Origin of the sequence: Actinoallomurus liliacearum, assembly GCF_039542035.1 — a bacterium.
GTDB lineage: Bacteria > Actinomycetota > Actinomycetes > Streptosporangiales > Streptosporangiaceae > Actinoallomurus > Actinoallomurus liliacearum.
Genome location: NZ_BAABHJ010000008.1, coordinates 835,970 through 853,010 on the forward strand (window position 1 = coordinate 835,970; position 17,041 = coordinate 853,010).

19 protein-coding genes are annotated in these 17,041 nt (G+C 69.0%); 10 read left to right on the forward strand and 9 right to left on the reverse strand.

Going from position 1 to position 17,041, the window contains the following annotated elements; translation table 11 throughout:
- Positions 1–4: 4 nt before the first annotated feature.
- From ABD978_RS18700 to ABD978_RS18715, 4 genes are all read right to left on the reverse strand, one after another.
- The gene (locus tag ABD978_RS18700) at positions 5–106 is read right to left on the reverse strand and encodes a DUF397 domain-containing protein (protein ID WP_345355485.1); all 102 of its coding nucleotides are present in this window, start codon (positions 104–106) and stop codon (positions 5–7) included.
- A gap of 275 nt (positions 107–381) precedes the next feature.
- Positions 382–1,392 carry an ADP-ribosylglycohydrolase family protein gene (locus ABD978_RS18705; RefSeq protein WP_345355487.1) on the reverse strand — a complete coding sequence of 337 codons (1,011 nt, stop codon included), beginning with the start codon at positions 1,390–1,392 and terminating at the stop codon, positions 382–384.
- A gap of 153 nt (positions 1,393–1,545) precedes the next feature.
- Positions 1,546–2,352, reverse strand: a complete 807-nt coding sequence (locus ABD978_RS18710) for an alpha/beta fold hydrolase (RefSeq protein ID WP_345355490.1) — start codon at positions 2,350–2,352, stop codon at positions 1,546–1,548.
- Positions 2,353–2,817: 465 nt separating this feature from the next.
- Complete coding sequence (locus tag ABD978_RS18715; protein WP_345355493.1) at positions 2,818–3,627, reverse strand: helix-turn-helix domain-containing protein; 810 nt, start codon at positions 3,625–3,627, stop codon at positions 2,818–2,820.
- A 109-nt stretch (positions 3,628–3,736) separates the two neighbouring features.
- On the opposite strand from ABD978_RS18715, the gene ABD978_RS18720 reads away from it, so the two are divergent.
- From ABD978_RS18720 to ABD978_RS18730, 3 genes are all read left to right on the forward strand, one after another.
- On the forward strand, positions 3,737–4,336 hold the full coding sequence (locus ABD978_RS18720) for an ATP-binding protein (protein WP_345355953.1): 600 nt from the start codon (positions 3,737–3,739) through the stop codon (positions 4,334–4,336).
- A 62-nt stretch (positions 4,337–4,398) separates the two neighbouring features.
- Positions 4,399–5,238, forward strand: coding sequence for a methyltransferase domain-containing protein (locus ABD978_RS18725; protein ID WP_345355496.1), 840 nt, complete (start codon positions 4,399–4,401; stop codon positions 5,236–5,238).
- A gap of 394 nt (positions 5,239–5,632) precedes the next feature.
- On the forward strand, positions 5,633–6,268 hold the full coding sequence (locus ABD978_RS18730) for a styrene monooxygenase/indole monooxygenase family protein (protein WP_345355499.1): 636 nt from the start codon (positions 5,633–5,635) through the stop codon (positions 6,266–6,268).
- A gap of 29 nt (positions 6,269–6,297) precedes the next feature.
- On the opposite strand, the gene ABD978_RS18735 is transcribed toward ABD978_RS18730, so the two are convergent.
- A complete protein-coding gene (locus ABD978_RS18735) occupies positions 6,298–6,648 on the reverse strand; it encodes a MerR family transcriptional regulator (RefSeq protein WP_345355502.1) in 351 nt (116 codons plus the stop codon).
- Positions 6,649–6,709: 61 nt separating this feature from the next.
- On the opposite strand from ABD978_RS18735, the gene ABD978_RS18740 reads away from it, so the two are divergent.
- Entirely contained in the window at positions 6,710–7,273 is a 564-nt protein-coding gene (locus ABD978_RS18740) for an RBBP9/YdeN family alpha/beta hydrolase (protein ID WP_345355505.1), read from the forward strand.
- Positions 7,274–7,353: 80 nt separating this feature from the next.
- Here ABD978_RS18740 and ABD978_RS18745 read toward each other — a convergent pair whose 3' ends face one another.
- Positions 7,354–7,749, reverse strand: coding sequence for a MerR family transcriptional regulator (locus tag ABD978_RS18745; RefSeq protein WP_345355508.1), 396 nt, complete (start codon positions 7,747–7,749; stop codon positions 7,354–7,356).
- A 94-nt stretch (positions 7,750–7,843) separates the two neighbouring features.
- Here ABD978_RS18745 and ABD978_RS18750 point away from each other — a divergent pair, with 94 nt between their 5' ends.
- Together ABD978_RS18750 and ABD978_RS18755 are read left to right on the forward strand one after the other, a co-directional pair.
- Positions 7,844–8,584: an SDR family NAD(P)-dependent oxidoreductase gene (locus ABD978_RS18750; RefSeq protein ID WP_345355511.1), complete on the forward strand. Its 741-nt coding sequence runs from the start codon at positions 7,844–7,846 to the stop codon at positions 8,582–8,584.
- 326 nt (positions 8,585–8,910) lie between these two features.
- Positions 8,911–9,045: a hypothetical protein gene (locus ABD978_RS18755; RefSeq protein ID WP_345355514.1), complete on the forward strand. Its 135-nt coding sequence runs from the start codon at positions 8,911–8,913 to the stop codon at positions 9,043–9,045.
- A gap of 19 nt (positions 9,046–9,064) precedes the next feature.
- Here the strand turns inward: ABD978_RS18755 and ABD978_RS18760 are convergent, their stop codons facing one another.
- Positions 9,065–11,266: an MMPL family transporter gene (locus tag ABD978_RS18760; RefSeq protein WP_345355517.1), complete on the reverse strand. Its 2,202-nt coding sequence runs from the start codon at positions 11,264–11,266 to the stop codon at positions 9,065–9,067.
- A gap of 129 nt (positions 11,267–11,395) precedes the next feature.
- Between ABD978_RS18760 and ABD978_RS18765 the strand changes: the two genes are divergently transcribed.
- A complete protein-coding gene (locus ABD978_RS18765) occupies positions 11,396–12,019 on the forward strand; it encodes a TetR family transcriptional regulator (protein WP_345355520.1) in 624 nt (207 codons plus the stop codon).
- Positions 12,020–12,164: 145 nt separating this feature from the next.
- Complete coding sequence (locus tag ABD978_RS18770) at positions 12,165–13,190, forward strand: ArsR/SmtB family transcription factor (RefSeq protein WP_345355523.1); 1,026 nt, start codon at positions 12,165–12,167, stop codon at positions 13,188–13,190.
- A 102-nt stretch (positions 13,191–13,292) separates the two neighbouring features.
- Here the strand turns inward: ABD978_RS18770 and ABD978_RS18775 are convergent, their stop codons facing one another.
- Complete coding sequence (locus ABD978_RS18775) at positions 13,293–13,859, reverse strand: hypothetical protein (protein ID WP_345355526.1); 567 nt, start codon at positions 13,857–13,859, stop codon at positions 13,293–13,295.
- Between the two features lie 225 nt (positions 13,860–14,084).
- Between ABD978_RS18775 and ABD978_RS18780 the strand changes: the two genes are divergently transcribed.
- Positions 14,085–15,476, forward strand: coding sequence for a LamG-like jellyroll fold domain-containing protein (locus ABD978_RS18780; RefSeq protein WP_345355529.1), 1,392 nt, complete (start codon positions 14,085–14,087; stop codon positions 15,474–15,476).
- A 60-nt stretch (positions 15,477–15,536) separates the two neighbouring features.
- Here the strand turns inward: ABD978_RS18780 and ABD978_RS18785 are convergent, their stop codons facing one another.
- The gene (locus ABD978_RS18785) at positions 15,537–16,262 is read right to left on the reverse strand and encodes an alanyl-tRNA editing protein (protein ID WP_345355532.1); all 726 of its coding nucleotides are present in this window, start codon (positions 16,260–16,262) and stop codon (positions 15,537–15,539) included.
- 50 nt (positions 16,263–16,312) lie between these two features.
- On the opposite strand from ABD978_RS18785, the gene ABD978_RS18790 reads away from it, so the two are divergent.
- A complete protein-coding gene (locus ABD978_RS18790; protein WP_345355535.1) occupies positions 16,313–17,038 on the forward strand; it encodes an SGNH/GDSL hydrolase family protein in 726 nt (241 codons plus the stop codon).
- Positions 17,039–17,041: the final 3 nt, after the last annotated feature.

Here is a 17,041-nt window from a genome sequence, read left to right on the forward strand (position 1 = left end):
ATTCTCAGCCGCGCCGGTCGGCGACGGTCCCGAGGACAGTCACCTCGACGCAGTCGGATTGAGTGCTGGTGCCACCGCTGTAGCTGGACTTCCGCCAGATGGTCATGAGACTCGCTCCATCGCTTCGACGATCAGGCCCGACAAGGCACCTTGGGCAACGCGACATCGCCGATAAGATCGAACCACACGTGGTAGGAATCTGTCCCAGCCGCCGCCGGTGCGCAAGCCACGAAATGCGGGCGTGCGGGACGCTCGGCCAACGTGGCTCGACGGGTCCGTTTTACGGCGACTCGCTGCCCTTGAAGATCCCCCAAGGGCACCTTCACCGAGCATTCGGCCCGCGCCGCCCGAGAGCGCCCTGCGGCTGCGGCCGGTAACGCGTCACTCGTCCCAGGCGGCGCCGAGGGCCAGCAGACGATCGCGGTACTCGATGTCACGCGCCCATTCACCGGGCCAGGCGTCCGCGCCGTGGTACGCGCCGGCGAAGGCCCCCGCCAGAGCGGCGATGGAGTCGGAGTCGCCGGAGGAGTACGCCGCCCGCCGGACGACCGCCTGCGGCTCCTCAGGCAGCATGAGGAAGCAGTACAGGCCGGTGGCGAACGCCTCCTCGGCGATCCAGCCCTCCCCGGTGGCCAGGCACGGGTCCGCCTCCGGGTCCGCGGCGGCCAGCGCGGTCTCCAGCCGGTCGAGCACGGCCAGGCACTCATTCCAGCCCCGGGCGATGAAGGACTCCCGGTCAGGGTCGTGCGCGTACTCGGCCAGGTCCCCGAGCCAGTCGGCGCGATAGACGGTACGGGAGCGCAGGGCGTGATCGCGCAGCGCGGACAGCAGTTCGGCGGGGTCGGCGCCCTCGGCCAGCAGCCAGATCGCGTACGCGGTCAGATCACTGGCCGCCAGCGCCGTCGGGTGGCCGTGCGTGAGGGCGGACTGCAACTGAGCGGCACCCGAACGCCGCCGGTCGTCCAGCCCCGGAATGAGCCCGACCGGCGCGACCCGCATGTTCGCTCCGCAGCCCTTGGAACTCACCTGGCTCGCCGCCTGCCAGACGCCGTCATGGCTCAGCGCCTCACACGCCTGGAGGCAGGTCATCCCCAGTGCACGATTGTTCTCCGGCGATCGAGACCACTCGACGAAGCGCGTACGGACCGGTGGTTCCATCCGCTCCGCCGTCAGCGAACCGGCCGCGAGGGCTTCGACCAGCCCTTCGCCCAACGCCAACGTCATCTGCGTGTCATCGGTGACGTACGCCCGCCCGGAGGCCACGGGCAACGGCATGGTCCGCCAGGGCCCGCACTTGGCGGCGATCTGCGCCATATCGTTGAACTCCGTCGGGAACCCCATGGCATCCCCGATCGCCAACCCCAGCAAAGCCCCCGTCGCCGCCCGCTTCACGCCGCCCGTCCCTCCTCGCGTACCAGCGGGCAAGCTTCGCCCACCGACGAGAACAGATCAACCGCAGCGATCACCCCGTCGTTCCTACGAGCAGGTCCGACAAAGGGTTCGTGGGCAACGCGACGCCACCGATCGAACCACCCGGCCATCGGGTCAGGCCGGCGTGAGGAACTCGTCGATCAGCCGGTTGATCTGTTCTGGATTCTCGAGGGCGGCGAGGTGGGCGACCTCGTCCAAGGCCAGGAACGTGGATCCGGGGATCGCGTCGGCCATGGCGCGGGTCTCCGCGACGGGGAAGGTCCCGTCCTCTTTCCCGGCGATGACCAGGACCGGGATTTCGATCGTGTTGAGCAGACCGAGTTGGTCCGGGCGGGCCGGTACGACGCTCTTGACCGCCCAGGAGGCCGAACGAATGTCGACGCGCTCCAGTGCTTCACGAACGGTTGCCACGACCGCGGGTCGGGTGCGGAGTGTGGTGGGGCCGAGGAAGGCCTTGACGGCCGACCGGGTCACCGGCGGTCGGATGCCGCCCAGCGTCTTGGCCATGCGGAGCAAAAGGGCGAACTCCGCCTTCTGCCGCCGGCCGGCCGCCGAGCCGGTGCAGTTCATCAGGACGGCGCTGCCGATCCGATCGGGGTGGCGCGCGGCGAAGGTGCCACCGATCATCCCGCCCCAGGAGTTACCGACGAAGTGCGTGGTGGTGATCTGGAGATGGTCGAGGATCTGAGTGATACAGCGGACGTTGTCCTCGAAGCTGAACATCGAGGTGAGCGGCTCGCTACGGCCGTGGCCCGGCGGATCGACCAGGATCACCCGGTACCGGTCGGCGAAGTGGGTCGCCTGGGCCGCCCACATATCGCCGGTCATGAGCAGACTCGGCCAGAACATCATCGCCGGGCCCTCACCGCCGACCCGCACATGGATCCGGCCGAGCACGGTCGGGACCTCATGATCGATCATGCCAACGCCCACCTTCACGGAAGCAGCCCCACCAACGACACCATTGAACCGAATGCGGTTCAGCTCCCGTCAGCCGCCACTGCCGCCAGACCTAGCTCATCCTCTCGAGCCGAAGCCCGCCCGCGGCGGAGTGGAGCGTTCCCGAACGCCCCGCCCGGCCATCTGCGGACGGTCAGCGCGCACAAGTCTCGGCGACCACGGCCGAACGTGCCCGCTTCAACCCCATTGGCCGCCTTTGGCGGGCCCGGTCGGGCCCTTTCACCGAGCGTTCCGTCCGCACCAGGATGCCCAGCGGTGGACTGAAGCGCTCCAGCCAGCTACGCAGCAGCCGATTCCATTACTGCCGAGGATTTCGGTCGCTCCCACGACCGAAATCCTCGGCAGAGACCAGGAAGATCCGAGCCACCTCGACGCAGTCGGATTGAACGCTGGTACTACCGCTGTAGCTGGACTTCCGCCAGGTGCTCATGAGAATCGCCCCATCGCTTCTACGAGTAGGTCGAACGAAGCGTCCTTGGGCAACGCAACGTCGCCAACGAGATCGAACCACACGCGGAAGGAATTTGTCTCGGTTGCGTCCTGAATGAGCCGTCCTCCGCCAGGGGCGAGCGTGTAGACCGTATCCGTACCAGCGACAGTCATGATTTTGAACGAGCCGTCTCGACCGACGTGAGCACCGACGGATTGGGGTACCACTCGTACGCTGATATGCGGCAGCCTGGCCAGTTCGATCACCTGGACGAGTTGCTCGCGCATGATCTCCGCCGAGCCGACCGGTTGCGTCACCACCCGCTCATCGATGATCACCCACACGCGAGGAGAAGGCGTACGGTGCAGGCATTGCTGTCGCTCGAGCCGGGCCTTGACCCCTTCTTCGGCGCCCTCGATACCCGCCGCTTCGAACATCGCGCGGGCGTAGTCCTCCGTCTGGAGGAGACCGGGCATCCAGCTGAGCTCCCAGATGCGAAGTTCGTCGGCGTTGGCCTCCAGCTCTAGGTGGGTCGCGGACCAGGTGACGTCGTGCCCGAGCTTGGCGAATCTGACGAGGCGGCTGTAGAGGCCGCCGGTGCGCCAGGCGTCGTCGATCTTGACGGCGTGCTTCTCCTGGAGCTTCGTTGTGCCGTTTTCAACGTAGGCGACCAGAGATCGATCCCGTCCGATGATGTCGCCGACGACGTTGAGGGATATGTCGCGCTCCTGGCGCTGTCGCCTGAGGTCGAAGGCGATTAAGTCCCACAAATTCTTGTCCGGATCGAACCCGGCGCGGTAGCGCATTGTGACTCCTTGCGTTGAATTTCGTGATCTCTCCTGGTCAAGTTAGCCAACCAGGGCGCATGCTGTCAGGCGATCACAGAAAGTGGTGAACAGAAAGCGATCGGTGACGATGATGACCTTCGACGAACCTCAGATCGCGGGCCACTCGAGCCCCGGCCGCCACGCGGCGCCGGCCGTGGATCCGCTGGCCGCCCTCCCCGCGGCTCCGGCGGTCAGCCGGCCGTCGTGGATCGCGCTCAGCGTCAGCCGTACGTCGGTGGCGAAGGCCAGGCGGTTCGCCGCCGAGGTCATCCGGGACCACGTCAGCGACCCCGACCACGCGGATTCGATCGTGCTCGTCGTCTCCGAGCTCGTCACGAACGCCCGGCGGGCCGCCGCAGAGGTCCGGCGATGGGAGCCCCACGACCTTCCCCTGCGGTTCGGCCTCCTGGCCACCGACCGCTGGGTGCACCTCTACGTGACGGACCCCGATCCCCGGCCCCTCCAGCCGAACCCGGCTCCGGCCAATGGCTGGGGCCTCGGGATCGTCGACACGTACGCCGCCGCCCGCTGGGTCGGCTACACCCAGGTCGACAAGACCGTCCACGCCCTCGTGCCCGCACCGGGCGTCACGCTGACCGCGGCAGAGCTGAAGGAGAGAACAAGAGACATGGGCACGCACAAGCAGGAAGCGGACTGCTCGGCCTGCAACGGGAAAGGCGGCTCCTGAAAGACCCACGACGGAGACCGATTCTGGGCACCCTGTGTGCTGTGCAACGGAACGGGGAAGCAGTGAACGCTCATGAGGCCCTCGCGGCGATCCCCAGAGAGTCCTTCATCCCCGACGAGATCTTCGTTTCGGACGAGCAGGGCCGGCTGGTGCCGATCACGCGCTCCGACGACCCTGAACTCTGGCACCGGCACGTGGCAGCCGACGCTCCGGTCGTCACCCGTACCGCCTTCGACCCCGACGTGCCCGCCGAACTGTGCGACGCGGCGGCGGGCAGGGGCGTCGAGGCGACCAGTTCCAGTAGCGCCCCGTACATCATGGCCCGAATGATCGACGCGCTTGAGCTGCGACGCGGTATGCGGCTCCTCGAGGTCGGGACGGGTACCGGTTACAACGCCGCCGTCCTGGCCCACCTGCTCGGCGCCGAGAACATCGTCTCCATCGAGATCGATCCGGTGGCCGCCGCAAGGGCCGGCAGGGCGCTGGAGAAGATCGGCCATCCGGTAGAGGTGATCGTCGGGAACGGCGAGAAGGGTCATCCGGCGCGGGCGCCGTACGACAGGATCCTCGCCACCGCGTCCGCGCACACCGTCCCGTACGCGTGGGTGGAACAGGTTCGGCCGGGCGGAGTCATCGTCGTTCCCTGGGCGCCCACGTTCCACCCGGACTGGCCCCTGTGCCGTCTCGTCGTGCGGCCGGGCGGAACCGCCGAGGGCCGCTTCGTCGGGCCGTCGCTGTTCATGCCGCTGCGCGATCAGCGCGTACGGCCACGTGTCATGCAGCAGGCCGAGGAGCGATGGATCGCAGCGGGAAGGCCCGACTGCAGCCGTTATGGGGTAACCGTCTCCCCCGAGGGCCAGCACGTCTGGCTCGACACACCGGACAACCCGATCGACTGCTGATGCCGGGTCGACGTCGCGACGTGATTTCCTGGCGAATACTGCGTTCTATCAGCAGCATCTGCCAGTGATCACGGCGACGATAATTGTCGTTACCGACATAGGTCAATTTTTCCCGCTATTCGGAATCGGGATATGCGGGGCCGGGTGAAGAGCGTCCCTCTGATGAGCACGCTCCGATCCCCTTGGTGACCATTACGTCACCGTGCGGAGGCTCCCCGGCGGCGCGTGGTTCTCGTAGGTTCCGCGTGGCTGGAGGGAGTGCCGCAATGGGAGGCACGCCGAGCGAGTCGACCGTTCCCTACGCGCGAAGCGGAAGATCTTAATCGTCGGGGCCGGTCAGGCCGGGCTCCAGCTCGCGCTGAGTCTGCCTGCCGACCGCTACGACGTCACGGTCATGACCGCGCGGACCGCCGAGGAGATCCGCGACGGGCGGGTCATGTCGACCCAGATGATGTTCGGCCCGGACTTGGACCGGGAACGCGAGAACGGCCTGAATCTCTGGGAGAGTCAGGCTCCGGCCGTCGCCGCGTTGAACGTGACCGTGGCCGGGCCGCCGGGAGCCGAGCCGCTCCGCTTCACCGCCGCGCTCGACGCCCATGCCCAGTCGGTCGACCAGCGGGTGAAGATGTCCTCGTGGCTGGAGAGGTTCCGCGCCCGCGGCGGCGAGGTCATCGTCCATCACGCGACGGCCGCGGAGCTGCCCGCTCTGACCGAGCGGTACGACCTCACGATCGTCGCCGCCGGCAGGGGCGACCTGGTCGAGCTGTTCGACCGCGACCCGGACCGCTCGCCGTACGACCGGCCGCAGCGCACGCTATCCGTCATCTACGTCCACGGCATGGCGCCCAGGGACGGATTCTCCGCCGAGCACGTCGGCATCACGGTGCTCCCGGGCGTCGGCGAGCTGTTCACCATGCCCGCCCTGACGACATCCGGTCGGTGCGACATCATCTTCTTCGAGGCGGTTCCCGGCGGCCCGCTGGACCGCTGGGACACACTGCTCTGCGTTGCGTCCTCGACAGTCGCATGACGTCCGCCAGAGCACGGCTCCGGCGGACGTCATGTCGCTGATACGAGCCCGCACAAGCGTCGCCGCGTCTCGCGGAGCTCGGCCTGTTGAGCGTCGAGGCGGGTGGCCAGGGCGTCCAGCTCGGCCCGCAGGTCCGGGCACATCTCAAGGTAAATGCCGTGATCGCCGGTGCGCACGCAGTCGAGGTACCGCTGGATGGTCGAGGTTCCCAGGCCAGCGGAGATCATCGCCTTGATCTGGGCTACGCGCGTGACATCGGACTCGGCGTAGTCCCGGTACCCGCTGCCGTCGCGTGCCGGGACCAGCAGTCCTCGGTCCTCGTAATGGCGTAGCGCTCGCGCACTCACGCCGGTCAGCTCGGCCAGCTCGCTGATCAGCACCGTCGATCCCTCTTCATCGGCTTGACCTTCACGCTGGTGTGAAGGCATAGCGTTCCGCGCCATGACGACTGGAACAACCCGGCGACGTGCCTCGATCATCCACGGCTACGGCGCGACTCCCGAAGATCACTGGTTCGGCTGGCTCGCCGAGCGACTCGAAGCGGGCGGCATCGCGACCACGGTCCCGGCTCTGCCGAACCCCCAAGCCCCGGACCCCGCGCGGTGGGCGGAGGCCGTACGCGCCGACGTGGGGACCCCTGACGAGAACTCGGTGATCGTCGCGCACAGCCTGGGCAGTCTGACCGTGCTGCGCCATCTGCGTTCACTGCCGGATACCTGGCACCTTGGCACCCTCGTGCTGGTCTCCGGATTCGTCGACCGGCTACCCGTGCTCCCGGAGCTGGACTCCTACATCGGAGACGGCTGTGACGTGGAGGGGCTCAGCAAGCACATCGATCGGCTCACGGTCATCCGGTCGGACGCGGACCCGCTCGTTCCGCCTGGTCACACCGACCGTCTTGCCGACCTGCTCGGAGTCTCCGCGGCGGTGGTTCCCGGAGCCGGTCACTTCCTCGGTTCTGACGGCGTCACTTCGCTCCCCGAGGTTCTCAAAGCGATCGTGTGACGCCCCCGCAGCGCCGCGACGCGACGTGGCTCTCTGGCGGATGCCGCTGTCCATCAGCAGCACCCGCCGGAGACCGGCGTTCAGCGTCGACGCGCGAGTGAGGCCGGGTCGGTGGTCGCGCCGTCCGCCGCCGTATCGATCACTTCGTCCAGGACGTCCCGGGAGCGCAACAGGTCGGTGATCATGCGGTCGATGCGGTCGCGCTCCGTGGTGAGCTCGTTGACCAGCGTGGGGGTGGCGATCTCGTTCGGGCGCCCGTCCGCGTCTCTCATGCAGGGCAGCAGTTTCGCGATCTTCTTGCTGTTCAGACCCGCGGCGTAGAGCGTCTGGATGCGTATGACGCGGTCGACCGCCGACTCGGCGTAGTGCCGGTGGCCGCCGGACGTACGCTCCGACTGCAGCAGCCCTTGTGTCTCGTAGTAGCGCAGGGAGCGCTCACTCACCCCGCTGCGCCGGGCCAACTCGCCGATCCGCATTCCTCACCTCGCATGACGACGACTTGAACCTGACATTGATGTCAACTTCTACCATGCCGGCGCGACGAGCACGCCATCTACGGAGGAGGCATCGATGAGTGAGCTGACCGGCAAGGTAGCGCTGGTGACCGGCGGCAGCCGAGGGATCGGCGCGGCGATAGCGAAACGGCTGGCCGACGCGGGAGCGGCGGTCGCGCTGACCTACGTCCAGGCAGCGGACCAGGCGCACGAGGTCGCCGAGCGGATCGAGTCCGACGGTGGCAGGGCCGCGGTCATCCAGGCCGACCTGACCCGTCCGCAGGCCGCGACGGATGCGGTGGAGCGGACGGTACGGGAACTGGGCCGCATCGACATCCTGGTGAACAACGCGGGCTTCCTCACCTACGGCCCGCTGGCGGAGGTGTCCGCCGCGGAACTGGACCGGGTGCTCGCCGTCGACGTCCGGTCGGTGTTCCTGGCCGCGCAGGCCGCCGCCCGGCACATGGGCGACGGCGGGCGGATCATCAGCGTCGGGTCGTGCTTCAACGGCCGCGTTCCCGGCTCGAACTTCGTCCTTCAGGCGATGGCCAAATCCGCGCTCACCGGGCTGACCAAGGGACTCGCCCGGGAGCTGGGACCGCTCGGAATCACGGCCACCATCGTGGACCCGGGCCCGATCGACACCGACATGAACCCGGCCGACGGCGAGACCGCCGACTTCCAGCGCTCCCTCACGGCCCTGGGGAGTTACGGCGAGGCCGAGGACATCGCCGCCGCGGTGGCCTACCTGGCAGGACCCGGCGGCCGCTACATCACCGGCACCGCCCTCGCCGTGGACGGCGGATACACCATCTGACGGTAAGCCGTCCCGGCCCACTCTCCGCGGCCCGACGGAGCACTCGCTCAATCAACGCCGAGGATTTCGGTCGCTCACACGACCGAAATCCTCGGCATAGACCGAGGGCCCATACCTGGTCCTCGGGGTCGGCGGGTTCTATCTGCCGCCCAAGACGCTGGCCCTGTGCCAGGACGATCCGCGGTTCCCCCACTGGCACAACGTCCATGGGGCGATGGTGCACGGCATCGAGGCGGCCTTCCTCGTCTCGCTGATCGCGCTGGTCACGTTGTTCAGCCGGCGACGGCGAACATTCGTGCGCGCTGCGCCTCGCGCTCCTGGTGATCGTGGTGGCCCTGGTCGTCTACGAGGCCTTCGTCAGCTCCGACGTCATTCGCACGGCGACCAAGATGTACTACTCCGGGGACTGCGAGAAGCCCCGCGTCAACATGATCCTGCCCAACGGTGTGCTCCAGCCATAGGTGCCGCCCGGCAGAGAGCTCAGACGTGTTCGAGGGTGCGCTTCTCGGGGTGGACCGGGGGTGCGGTGGGACGGCGGCGGCCGGGGAACCACCAGTTGGCGTGGCCCAGCAGGCTCATCAGGGCCGGGACCAAGACCAGGCGGACGATGGTGGCGTCGACGGCGACGGCGGCCGCCAGGCCGAGGCCCATCATCTTGACCGTCGTGTCCGGCTGCGGGAGGAACGACAGGAAGACGCAGATCATGATGAGCGCGGCCGAGGTGATGAGGCGGGCCGTGGAGGCGATGCCGGTGACGACGCTGCCGTGCGGATCGTTGGTGCGGAGGTACTCCTCGCGGATCCGGGACAGCAGGAACACCTCGTAGTCCATGGACAGCCCGAACAGCAACGCGAACATGAAGAGCGGGACGAACGCCACGATCGGGACCGGTCCGTCGAGGCCCAGCAGGTTGATGCCCCAGCCCCACTGGAACACCGCCACCACCACGCCGTACGCCGCGCCGATCGACAGCAGGTTCATCACGGCGGCCTTGATCGGCACGATGATCGACCGGAACGCGATGACGAGCAGCACGAGCGCGACCGTCACGACGGCGATGACGACGTACTGCATGCGCTGCTTCACGATGGTCGCGATGTCGATGATCGCCGGTGACTCCCCGCCGAGGTAGGCGCGCGCTCCGGGGAACCGGGCGACGGTCGGGGGGATCACCGACTTCCGCAGGTGCCGTACGAGGTCGGCGGTCGCGGCGGCCTGCGGCGGCGAGGTGGGCACGATCTTGACGGTCGCGCTGTCGCCGACGACCAGCGGTGCTTCGGCGGAGGCGACGCCGGGCACCTTCTGGAGGCTGCGCCGCAGCTCGTCGCCGAGGCGGCGGGCCTCTGGATTCGGGGTGGGCCGGTCGTTCGGGCTGAGCGCCAACCGGCCGCCCGGCTCCTGCCGCAGGGCGGTCCATCCCTTGGCGGTCTTCGTGCTCTCGGCGGCCTGCGGCGGCTCGGCCGGGCTCGGGACCGTGGCCACGACCACGAACGGGCTGTACCAGCCGGGGCCGAACTGCTTCGCCGTCACGTCGTACGCCCGCCGCGCGCCGTTGGAGTGCGGCAGGGTGCTGTCGGCCATGATGCCCAGGCGCAGGGTGAGCACCGGCAGCGCGAGGAAGACCAGCAGGAGTGTGGCCGCGATGGCGTACGGCCAGGCGTGCCGGTCGACGTGCCGGCCCCAGCGCTCCCAGCGGTACGTCGAGCGGTCGGGCCGCATCCGGGGCAGCCGGTACCGGTCGATGTTCGCGCCGAGGGCGCCGAGCACGGCGGGCAGCAGGGTCAGCGCGGCGGCCACCATGAAGGCCACGGTGATCGCCGTGGCGAGGCCGATGATGCCGATGAACGTGATCCCGGAGAACCACAGCCCGCAGATCGCGAACACGACCGTGCCGCCGGCGAACACCACCGCGTGTCCCGAGGTGGCCAGAGCCTTGCCCACCGACTCCTCTACGCCGATGCCCTCGGCGAGCTGCTGGCGGTGGCGGGTGACGACGAAGAGGGCGTAGTCGATCCCCGCGCCGAGGCCGAGCATGGCCGCGACCATGGGCGCCGTGGGGTGCACCTGCCAGATCGACGCGCCGAAGTGGATGAGCGAGTACGCCACCACCATCGCGCACAGGGACACGACGATCGGCACACCGGCCGCGAGGAACGAGCCGAAGGCGAACAGCAGCACGCCGAGGGCGAGCACCACGCCGACGCCCTCCTTGGGACCGGCCTTGGGCTGGTTGAGGATGGTCGTCGCGATGCCGCCGAACTCGACGTCGACGCCGGCCTGCCGGGCCGGTTCGGTGGCCTCCTCGAGGGAATGCAGGTCGTTGATGGACAGGTCGCGGGCGGTGCCTTTGAAGTGCGCGACCGCGACGACGGCGTTCGCGCCTTTGGCGCCGCCGGTGTTCCCGTAGGGGTTCTCCGCCATCGAGACGCGCGGCAGCGCGCCCACCTGCTGGATGGCCTTCCCGACCTGCAGCGCGACGCGCCAGTCGGACAGGGACACGCCCTGCTGCGGGTGGAACACGATCGTGGCCGTCGGCCCGGTGAGGTCGGCGAAGTTCTTGCGGAGCAGGTCGATGGAGCGTTGGGTCTCGGTGCCGGGAAGCCGGTCCTGCTGGACGAAGGTGCCGCCCCTGGCCACGCCGAGGATTCCGATGCCGACCGCGAGGGCGAGCCAGATGAGCATCACCCACCGCGCGTGCCGGGCACAGAACCGCCCAACCCTCTCCAGAATCCCCGACATAGTCCCAGAACAGCACGGGCCGGAAAAATTTGCAACGCCTGCAACTTCGCACTGAGTGTATATATTGGTGAGATGGATCACATGGGCCTGCGGGAGCGGAAGAAGCGCCAGACGCGCCGCGCGATCGCGGAGGCCGCCCTCCGCCTGTTCGCCGAGCGGGGCTACGAGGAGACGACGATCGCGGACATCGCCCAGGCCGCCGACGTGTCGCCGCGCACGTTCTTCAGCTACTTCCCGTCCAAGGAGGACGTCGTCTTCGCCGAGATCGACGAACGCCTGGCCGAGGTGCGCGAGGGCATCGAGCGCCGGCCCGCGGACGAGACGCCGCTGGAGTCCATGCGCCGCATCGTGCTGGAGATGATCGAGGCCATCGCCGCCGAGCACGGCGAGTACGGCGCGATCCAGGTGCAGCTCGTCCTGGAACGCCCGTCGCTGCAGGCGCGCGCCCTGAAACGGATGAACGACACCGAGCAGTACGTCGTCGAGCGGCTGACCGAGCTCTGCCCGGCCATCGACGAGATCGACGCGGTCGTGATCGCCGGCGCGCTCGTGGGCGGCATGAAGGCCGTCATCACCCACTGCCGCGCGCACGGATACACCCCGCAGTCGACCCGCAGTGCGGTCGACCGCGCCCTGGCCATCGTCGAACACGGCCTCGGCTCCGTCCCCGCCCTCACCCGCCGGGCGGCCGAATAGCCGGCTCGGCCGATCCACGCCCTGAGCAGCCCGAACAGATTCGAACAGGGTCGAACAGCCCAATCCTTGCCCGCACGTCCGGCCGCTTCCTTAGATCTGCATGGAGGCCGACACCGAACCAGGTCGCATCGACCGGAGGGCTGCAATGCTGCGGATCCATTTCGACTCCGAGGATCTTGCCCGGACCACCGTCGCCCCATCGGCGGACGTGCTCTGGGAGATCCTCCTGAGCCTGCACGCGTTGCAGGAACGCAACGAGGAAGTCGCCCTGGACGGCTGGCGGCGGCGTACTCGTCCCCTCATCCCCGCGTCGCTCCGGCCGCTGCTGGAGATCGCGCCGCCGCGCGGCTACTCGGCCGACTTCCTGACGCCGACGCGCGGCACGGCCGACCTCGGTGAGGGGGTGGACAGGATCCTCGCCACCACCCCGAACGAGCTGACGCGCGACTTCACCGAGTTGGCGCGCCAGGGCGGTACGCCGTTCATCGCGCGGTCCCTCGACGGACGGGAGGCCGTCCGCCGAGTGGCACACGACGTGGACAGGTTCTTCAAGATCGCGCTGGCGCCCTACTGGAAGCAGATCTCCCGCGACATCGAGGCCGAACGCACCCGGCTCGTGCGGATACTCGCCGACCATGGCGTGGAACGCCTGCTGGGGTCGCTTCACCCGTACGCGCGCTGGGAGCACCCGGTCCTGCACGTCGATCACTATGTCGACCAGGACGTCACGCTCGGCGGACGCGGCCTGGTGCTCGTGCCGTCCTTCTTCTGCCGGCACCACCCGATCACGCTGCGGGATCCCGAGCTGCCGCCCCTGCTGGTCTTTCCCATCGGCCGGCGCACGTGGCTGGGGAGGCCGCAGACCGGTGAGCAGGGCGGAACCAAGCAGTTGGAAGGGCTGCTCGGCCGGACCCGTACGACGGTGCTCAAGACGGCCATGACCGGCTGCAGCACCACGGACATCGCCCGAGCCGCCGGCATCTCGGCCGCCTCGGTGAGCCACCACACGAAGGTGCTCCGCGAAGCCGGGCTCATCACCACCCGACGCGACGGCTACTCCGTCTGCCACGAGATAACCGACCTGGGACTGAGCCTGCTCACCTCGGCGGCGAACCGGCCGATCCGGCAGCCCAGGCCCATGCCCGAGGGGCTGAACCGCCAGGCGATCTGACCGGCGCAGCGACCGAGAATTCCAGAACCTGCGCGCGGTGGAAATGACTGATGGCCTCGGCGGATTCCTCCGCCGAGGCCATCAGTCGTCATCTCAATGAGATCAGGAGATCTTCTTGTACCGGTAGGCGCCGAACTTGTGGCCGTTCTTGTTGTCCGTGTGGATGTTGAACGTGTCGATCCGGATCTTCGTCCGACCGTAGTCGTACGCCTTGTAGGTACCCTTCTGCTTGTTCACCCACTTGATGAAGAGACGGACGTGACCGTTGCTCCCATCGCTGCCCGCGCCGAGGAAACCGGTGTAGTCACCGGGCTTCATGTTCTTCGGGCTGATGACGTACCCGTAGGCGGAATTAACGAACTTGCCCTTGCTGTTGCGCTTGCCGAGCAGGACGGTGTTCGGGCCGCCCTTCAGGTGAAGCGCCATGTCGACCAAGCCCGAGCAGTCCTGCCGGTACTTGTGCTTGCCGTCGGGGTCCGGCCGCGCCGGGCCTCCGTAGTGCATGTTCCCGTCTTTCTTCTTCCCGTGCTTCCCGTACGTCCGATCCCACCAGTATTGAGCGCGGTTGAGGACCTCCTTGCGAGAGATCTTGCCGCCGACCTTGCTGGACTGGACGGACACCTGACCGGCGGCCGCCCCCGGGGCCGCCGACGTGGCGGCACCGGCCACCGGGGCTGCGGCGACAGTGCGGTCGAGGCGATCGAGGCCGCAGCCAGCAACCCCACCATCTGCTTGCGCATGCTTCTCCTCTGGAATTCCCGTGGTCCGGCACGGCCGGTCCCGACAAGGGCGGTGATACGGATTTCGACCTTGCTTTGAGACCGGACTTTTCGCGCCGGAACCCCGTGCGTCACAGACTCTGGCAAGCGGCAGCAAGTAGCGGCAAGGCTTTCGATGGCAGCTGAAATCAGCGTTCCAAGCGGACCAGCCGCCTTCGCCATCCACGACCACCCCTCAGGAGGTAAGTTGTCTCACGTGTCTTTGGAGAGTTCCGCCCCGGATCCTCGTGAAGCGCATACCACGGCCGGTTTCCTCGCACAGCTGCGGCGGCTGAAGGCGTGGTCCGGCCTTACCTACCGTCAGCTGGAGAAAGCGGCCGGTCGTCACGGACACGTTCTGCCGCACAGCACCATCGCCTCCGCGTTGAAAAGGGAGTCACTGCCCCGGGAAGAGCTGGTCAAGGCCTTCGTGACCGCGTGCGGCTGCTCCGACGAGACGGTCGAGACCTGGGTGGCCGTTCGCCGTGTCCTGGCCGTCGGTGAGCACCCGGCCGCCCCGGCCGTGGCCGGCTCCTCCGATCACGGCGACCCGCCGATCCGGCAGCCCGTCGAGTCCGTCGGGTCCGTCGGGTCCGTCGACGATGCCGTACGGTCCGCGGCTGGACCGTCGGCTGGTGCTGCCAGCGGTCCGCCACCGCGGCCCGTGACGAATCCGACGACCCGGCCGTCCACGGCCGCTCCGTCTCCCCGGCCGACGGGGACGACGAGCACGCGCGCGGGACGCCGGCGGGCGCGGCGACTAACGCGAGCCGGGGTGCTCGTCCCCGTGCTGCTGGCCCTGTCGGCGGTCAGCGCCGCGTCCCGTCCGGTCCCGGACGAGCCCGAGCGGCCTCCGGTTCGGGTCGCCGTACCACCGTTGCCCGCAGCGGCCGGGTGGTGGCGGTTCGAGGAGCCCGGCGGGCCGACCGCGCTGGACTCCTCCGGCCATGGCGTGCCCCTGCGGATCAACGGCGACGTCTCCCGCGTGGCGGCTCCTCAGGGCCACGCGCTGAGCTTCGGCGGCAACGGGCACGCGGTCGCCGACCGGCCCGTCATCCGCACCGACGCGCCGTTCACGATCACGGCCTGGGTCCTCCTCGAGGAGCCCGGCCGCTTCGGGACGGTGGTCGCCGCGCACGACGCCGGGGGCGCACCGGACGTCGTCCTGCTGGACTACGACTCGGAGCACCAGGACTGGGCCCTCATGGTCCCCGACCGCGCGAACGGCTGGGCGAACGGGCAGGAGACCGTCTTCAGCGGCCGACGTCCCGCCGTCGGGAACTGGACGCACCTGGCGGCGGTGTTCGACCCGGGTGGCCGGCGGCTCTGCCTCTATGTCGGTGGCGTCCTCGGTGCCTGCCGGGCCCGTACGGTCGTCGCCCGCGCGGCCGGCCCGCTGGACATCGGGCGGGCGTTGCTCAAGGGGGCGCCGACCGACGGCTGGCAGGGGGCCATCGACGACGTGCGGGTATTCGACGTGCCGTTGTCGCCGCGGCAGGTCCGCCAGGTCGCCGCCCAGCGGGCGTGACCTCGGGCCGCTTCCTGGCGTTCGCCGCGGCGCGGAACCGCGAACACCTCGCGGCGTCCCTCAGTCGACGATCTTGATGCGGACGCGGCGGAAGCCGCGGCCCTTGTTCTCGATCTTGGCGACCTGGAGGCGGCCGATCTGGCGGGTGGAGGCGACGTGGGTACCGCCGTCGGCCTGGGTGTCGAGCCCGACGATGTCGACGATGCGGACCTCCTCCACCTCCGGCGGCACCAGGTTGGTGGCCGTCCGGATGATGTCGGGAATCGCGAACGCCTCCGCGCGCGGCAGTGCCTTCACGTCGATGCGCCGATCCGCGGCGATCTCCGTGTTGCAGGCGGCCTCCACGGCCTCCTTGAAGCCGGGCGGGACCTCGGGGAGGTTGAAGTCCATCCGCGCGACACCGGGCTCCATATTGCCGCCCGTGACGAGGCAGCCGTAGTCGCGGAAGACGACACCGCACAGCACGTGCAGGCCGGAGTGGGTCCGCATGAGGCTCGTACGGCGGTCGTCCTCGACGGCCCCGCGCACGGTCGTGCCGACCGGCGGCAGCGGGTCGTTCTCGTCGGGGAGCAGGTAGAGCTCGTCACCCTTGCGGGCGCCGACGATCCGGGTCTGCACGCCCTGCCACAGCAGAACTCCGTGATCCGGCGGTTGTCCGCCGCCACCCGGATAAAATGCCGATCGGTCGAGGACGATCCCCCCGGGTCCCGAGTCGAGCACGACCGCTTCCCACTCGCGCAGCGTCTGGTCGGTCAGCTCAAGCCGCCGCGTCCGGTGTGTCGTCATGAAGTGCAGCCTAGAACGCCCGCCCCAGGGCGCTGACCCCAAGGAGCGGGATGAGACGACGCGCCCTTCGTTGCCTCGCCGCGGCCGGCGTGCTGCTCGCGCTGACGGCATGCGGCGGCTCGGAGCGCCGGGCGCGGGCGGAGAGCTCGGCCCGCACGCCGAAGCGGCAGGCGTCGCACACCCCCGTCGTCATGTTCCTCGGGGACAGCTACACGACCGGCAAGCTCGGGCAGCAGCCGGAGCAGACGTACGCCGCCGAGACCGCCCGGCTGCTGGGCTGGCAGGTCATCCTCGGCGGGTACCGGCAGACCGGCTTCATCGCCAAGGGGCAGATCGGCAAGGACTTCGCGCAGTTGTTCACCGACCAGCTCGCCTGGCGGCCGGCCCCCGACCTGGTGATCATCTCGGGTGGTCACAACGACCGGCGGCGTCCGGCGCAGGACGTCGGCGCGGCGGCCCGGGGGCTGCTCGACACCGTCCGGCAGCGCTGGAGCACCTCGCGGCTCCTGCTCATCGGCCCGATGTGGGGCGGCGGCGACCCGCCGCAGGAGGTCCTGGAGATCCGGGACGCCATGGCGGCGGCCGCTCAGGAGACGAAGGTGCCGTTCATCGACCCGCTGCAGGAAGAGTGGATCACCGGTGACCGCAAGAAGGGCACCGGCAACGCGCCGCAGTACATCCTGTCCGACGGCACCCACCCGACCGTGGCGGGCGCCCGGCACATCGCCGAGTGCCTCGTCGCCGACCTGAAGAAACTCAAGCTCACCAAGCCGTGACGG

Bases quoted from the DNA above. Each gene is read 5' to 3' on its own strand.
- ABD978_RS18700 (WP_345355485.1), bottom strand. From the start codon at position 106: ATGACCATCTGGCGGAAGTCCAGCTACAGCGGTGGCACCAGCACTCAA.
- ABD978_RS18710 (WP_345355490.1), bottom strand. From the start codon at position 2,352: ATGATCGATCATGAGGTCCCGACCGTGCTCGGCCGGATCCATGTGCGG.
- ABD978_RS18715 (WP_345355493.1), bottom strand. From the start codon at position 3,627: ATGCGCTACCGCGCCGGGTTCGATCCGGACAAGAATTTGTGGGACTTA.
- ABD978_RS18720 (WP_345355953.1), top strand. From the start codon at position 3,737: ATGATGACCTTCGACGAACCTCAGATCGCGGGCCACTCGAGCCCCGGC.
- ABD978_RS18730 (WP_345355499.1), top strand. From the start codon at position 5,633: ATGACCGCGCGGACCGCCGAGGAGATCCGCGACGGGCGGGTCATGTCG.
- ABD978_RS18740 (WP_345355505.1), top strand. From the start codon at position 6,710: ATGACGACTGGAACAACCCGGCGACGTGCCTCGATCATCCACGGCTAC.
- ABD978_RS18745 (WP_345355508.1), bottom strand. From the start codon at position 7,749: ATGCGGATCGGCGAGTTGGCCCGGCGCAGCGGGGTGAGTGAGCGCTCC.
- ABD978_RS18750 (WP_345355511.1), top strand. From the start codon at position 7,844: ATGAGTGAGCTGACCGGCAAGGTAGCGCTGGTGACCGGCGGCAGCCGA.
- ABD978_RS18760 (WP_345355517.1), bottom strand. From the start codon at position 11,266: ATGCTCATCTGGCTCGCCCTCGCGGTCGGCATCGGAATCCTCGGCGTG.
- ABD978_RS18765 (WP_345355520.1), top strand. From the start codon at position 11,396: ATGGATCACATGGGCCTGCGGGAGCGGAAGAAGCGCCAGACGCGCCGC.
- ABD978_RS18770 (WP_345355523.1), top strand. From the start codon at position 12,165: ATGCTGCGGATCCATTTCGACTCCGAGGATCTTGCCCGGACCACCGTC.
- ABD978_RS18780 (WP_345355529.1), top strand. From the start codon at position 14,085: ATGGCAGCTGAAATCAGCGTTCCAAGCGGACCAGCCGCCTTCGCCATC.
- ABD978_RS18785 (WP_345355532.1), bottom strand. From the start codon at position 16,262: ATGACGACACACCGGACGCGGCGGCTTGAGCTGACCGACCAGACGCTG.
- ABD978_RS18790 (WP_345355535.1), top strand. From the start codon at position 16,313: ATGAGACGACGCGCCCTTCGTTGCCTCGCCGCGGCCGGCGTGCTGCTC.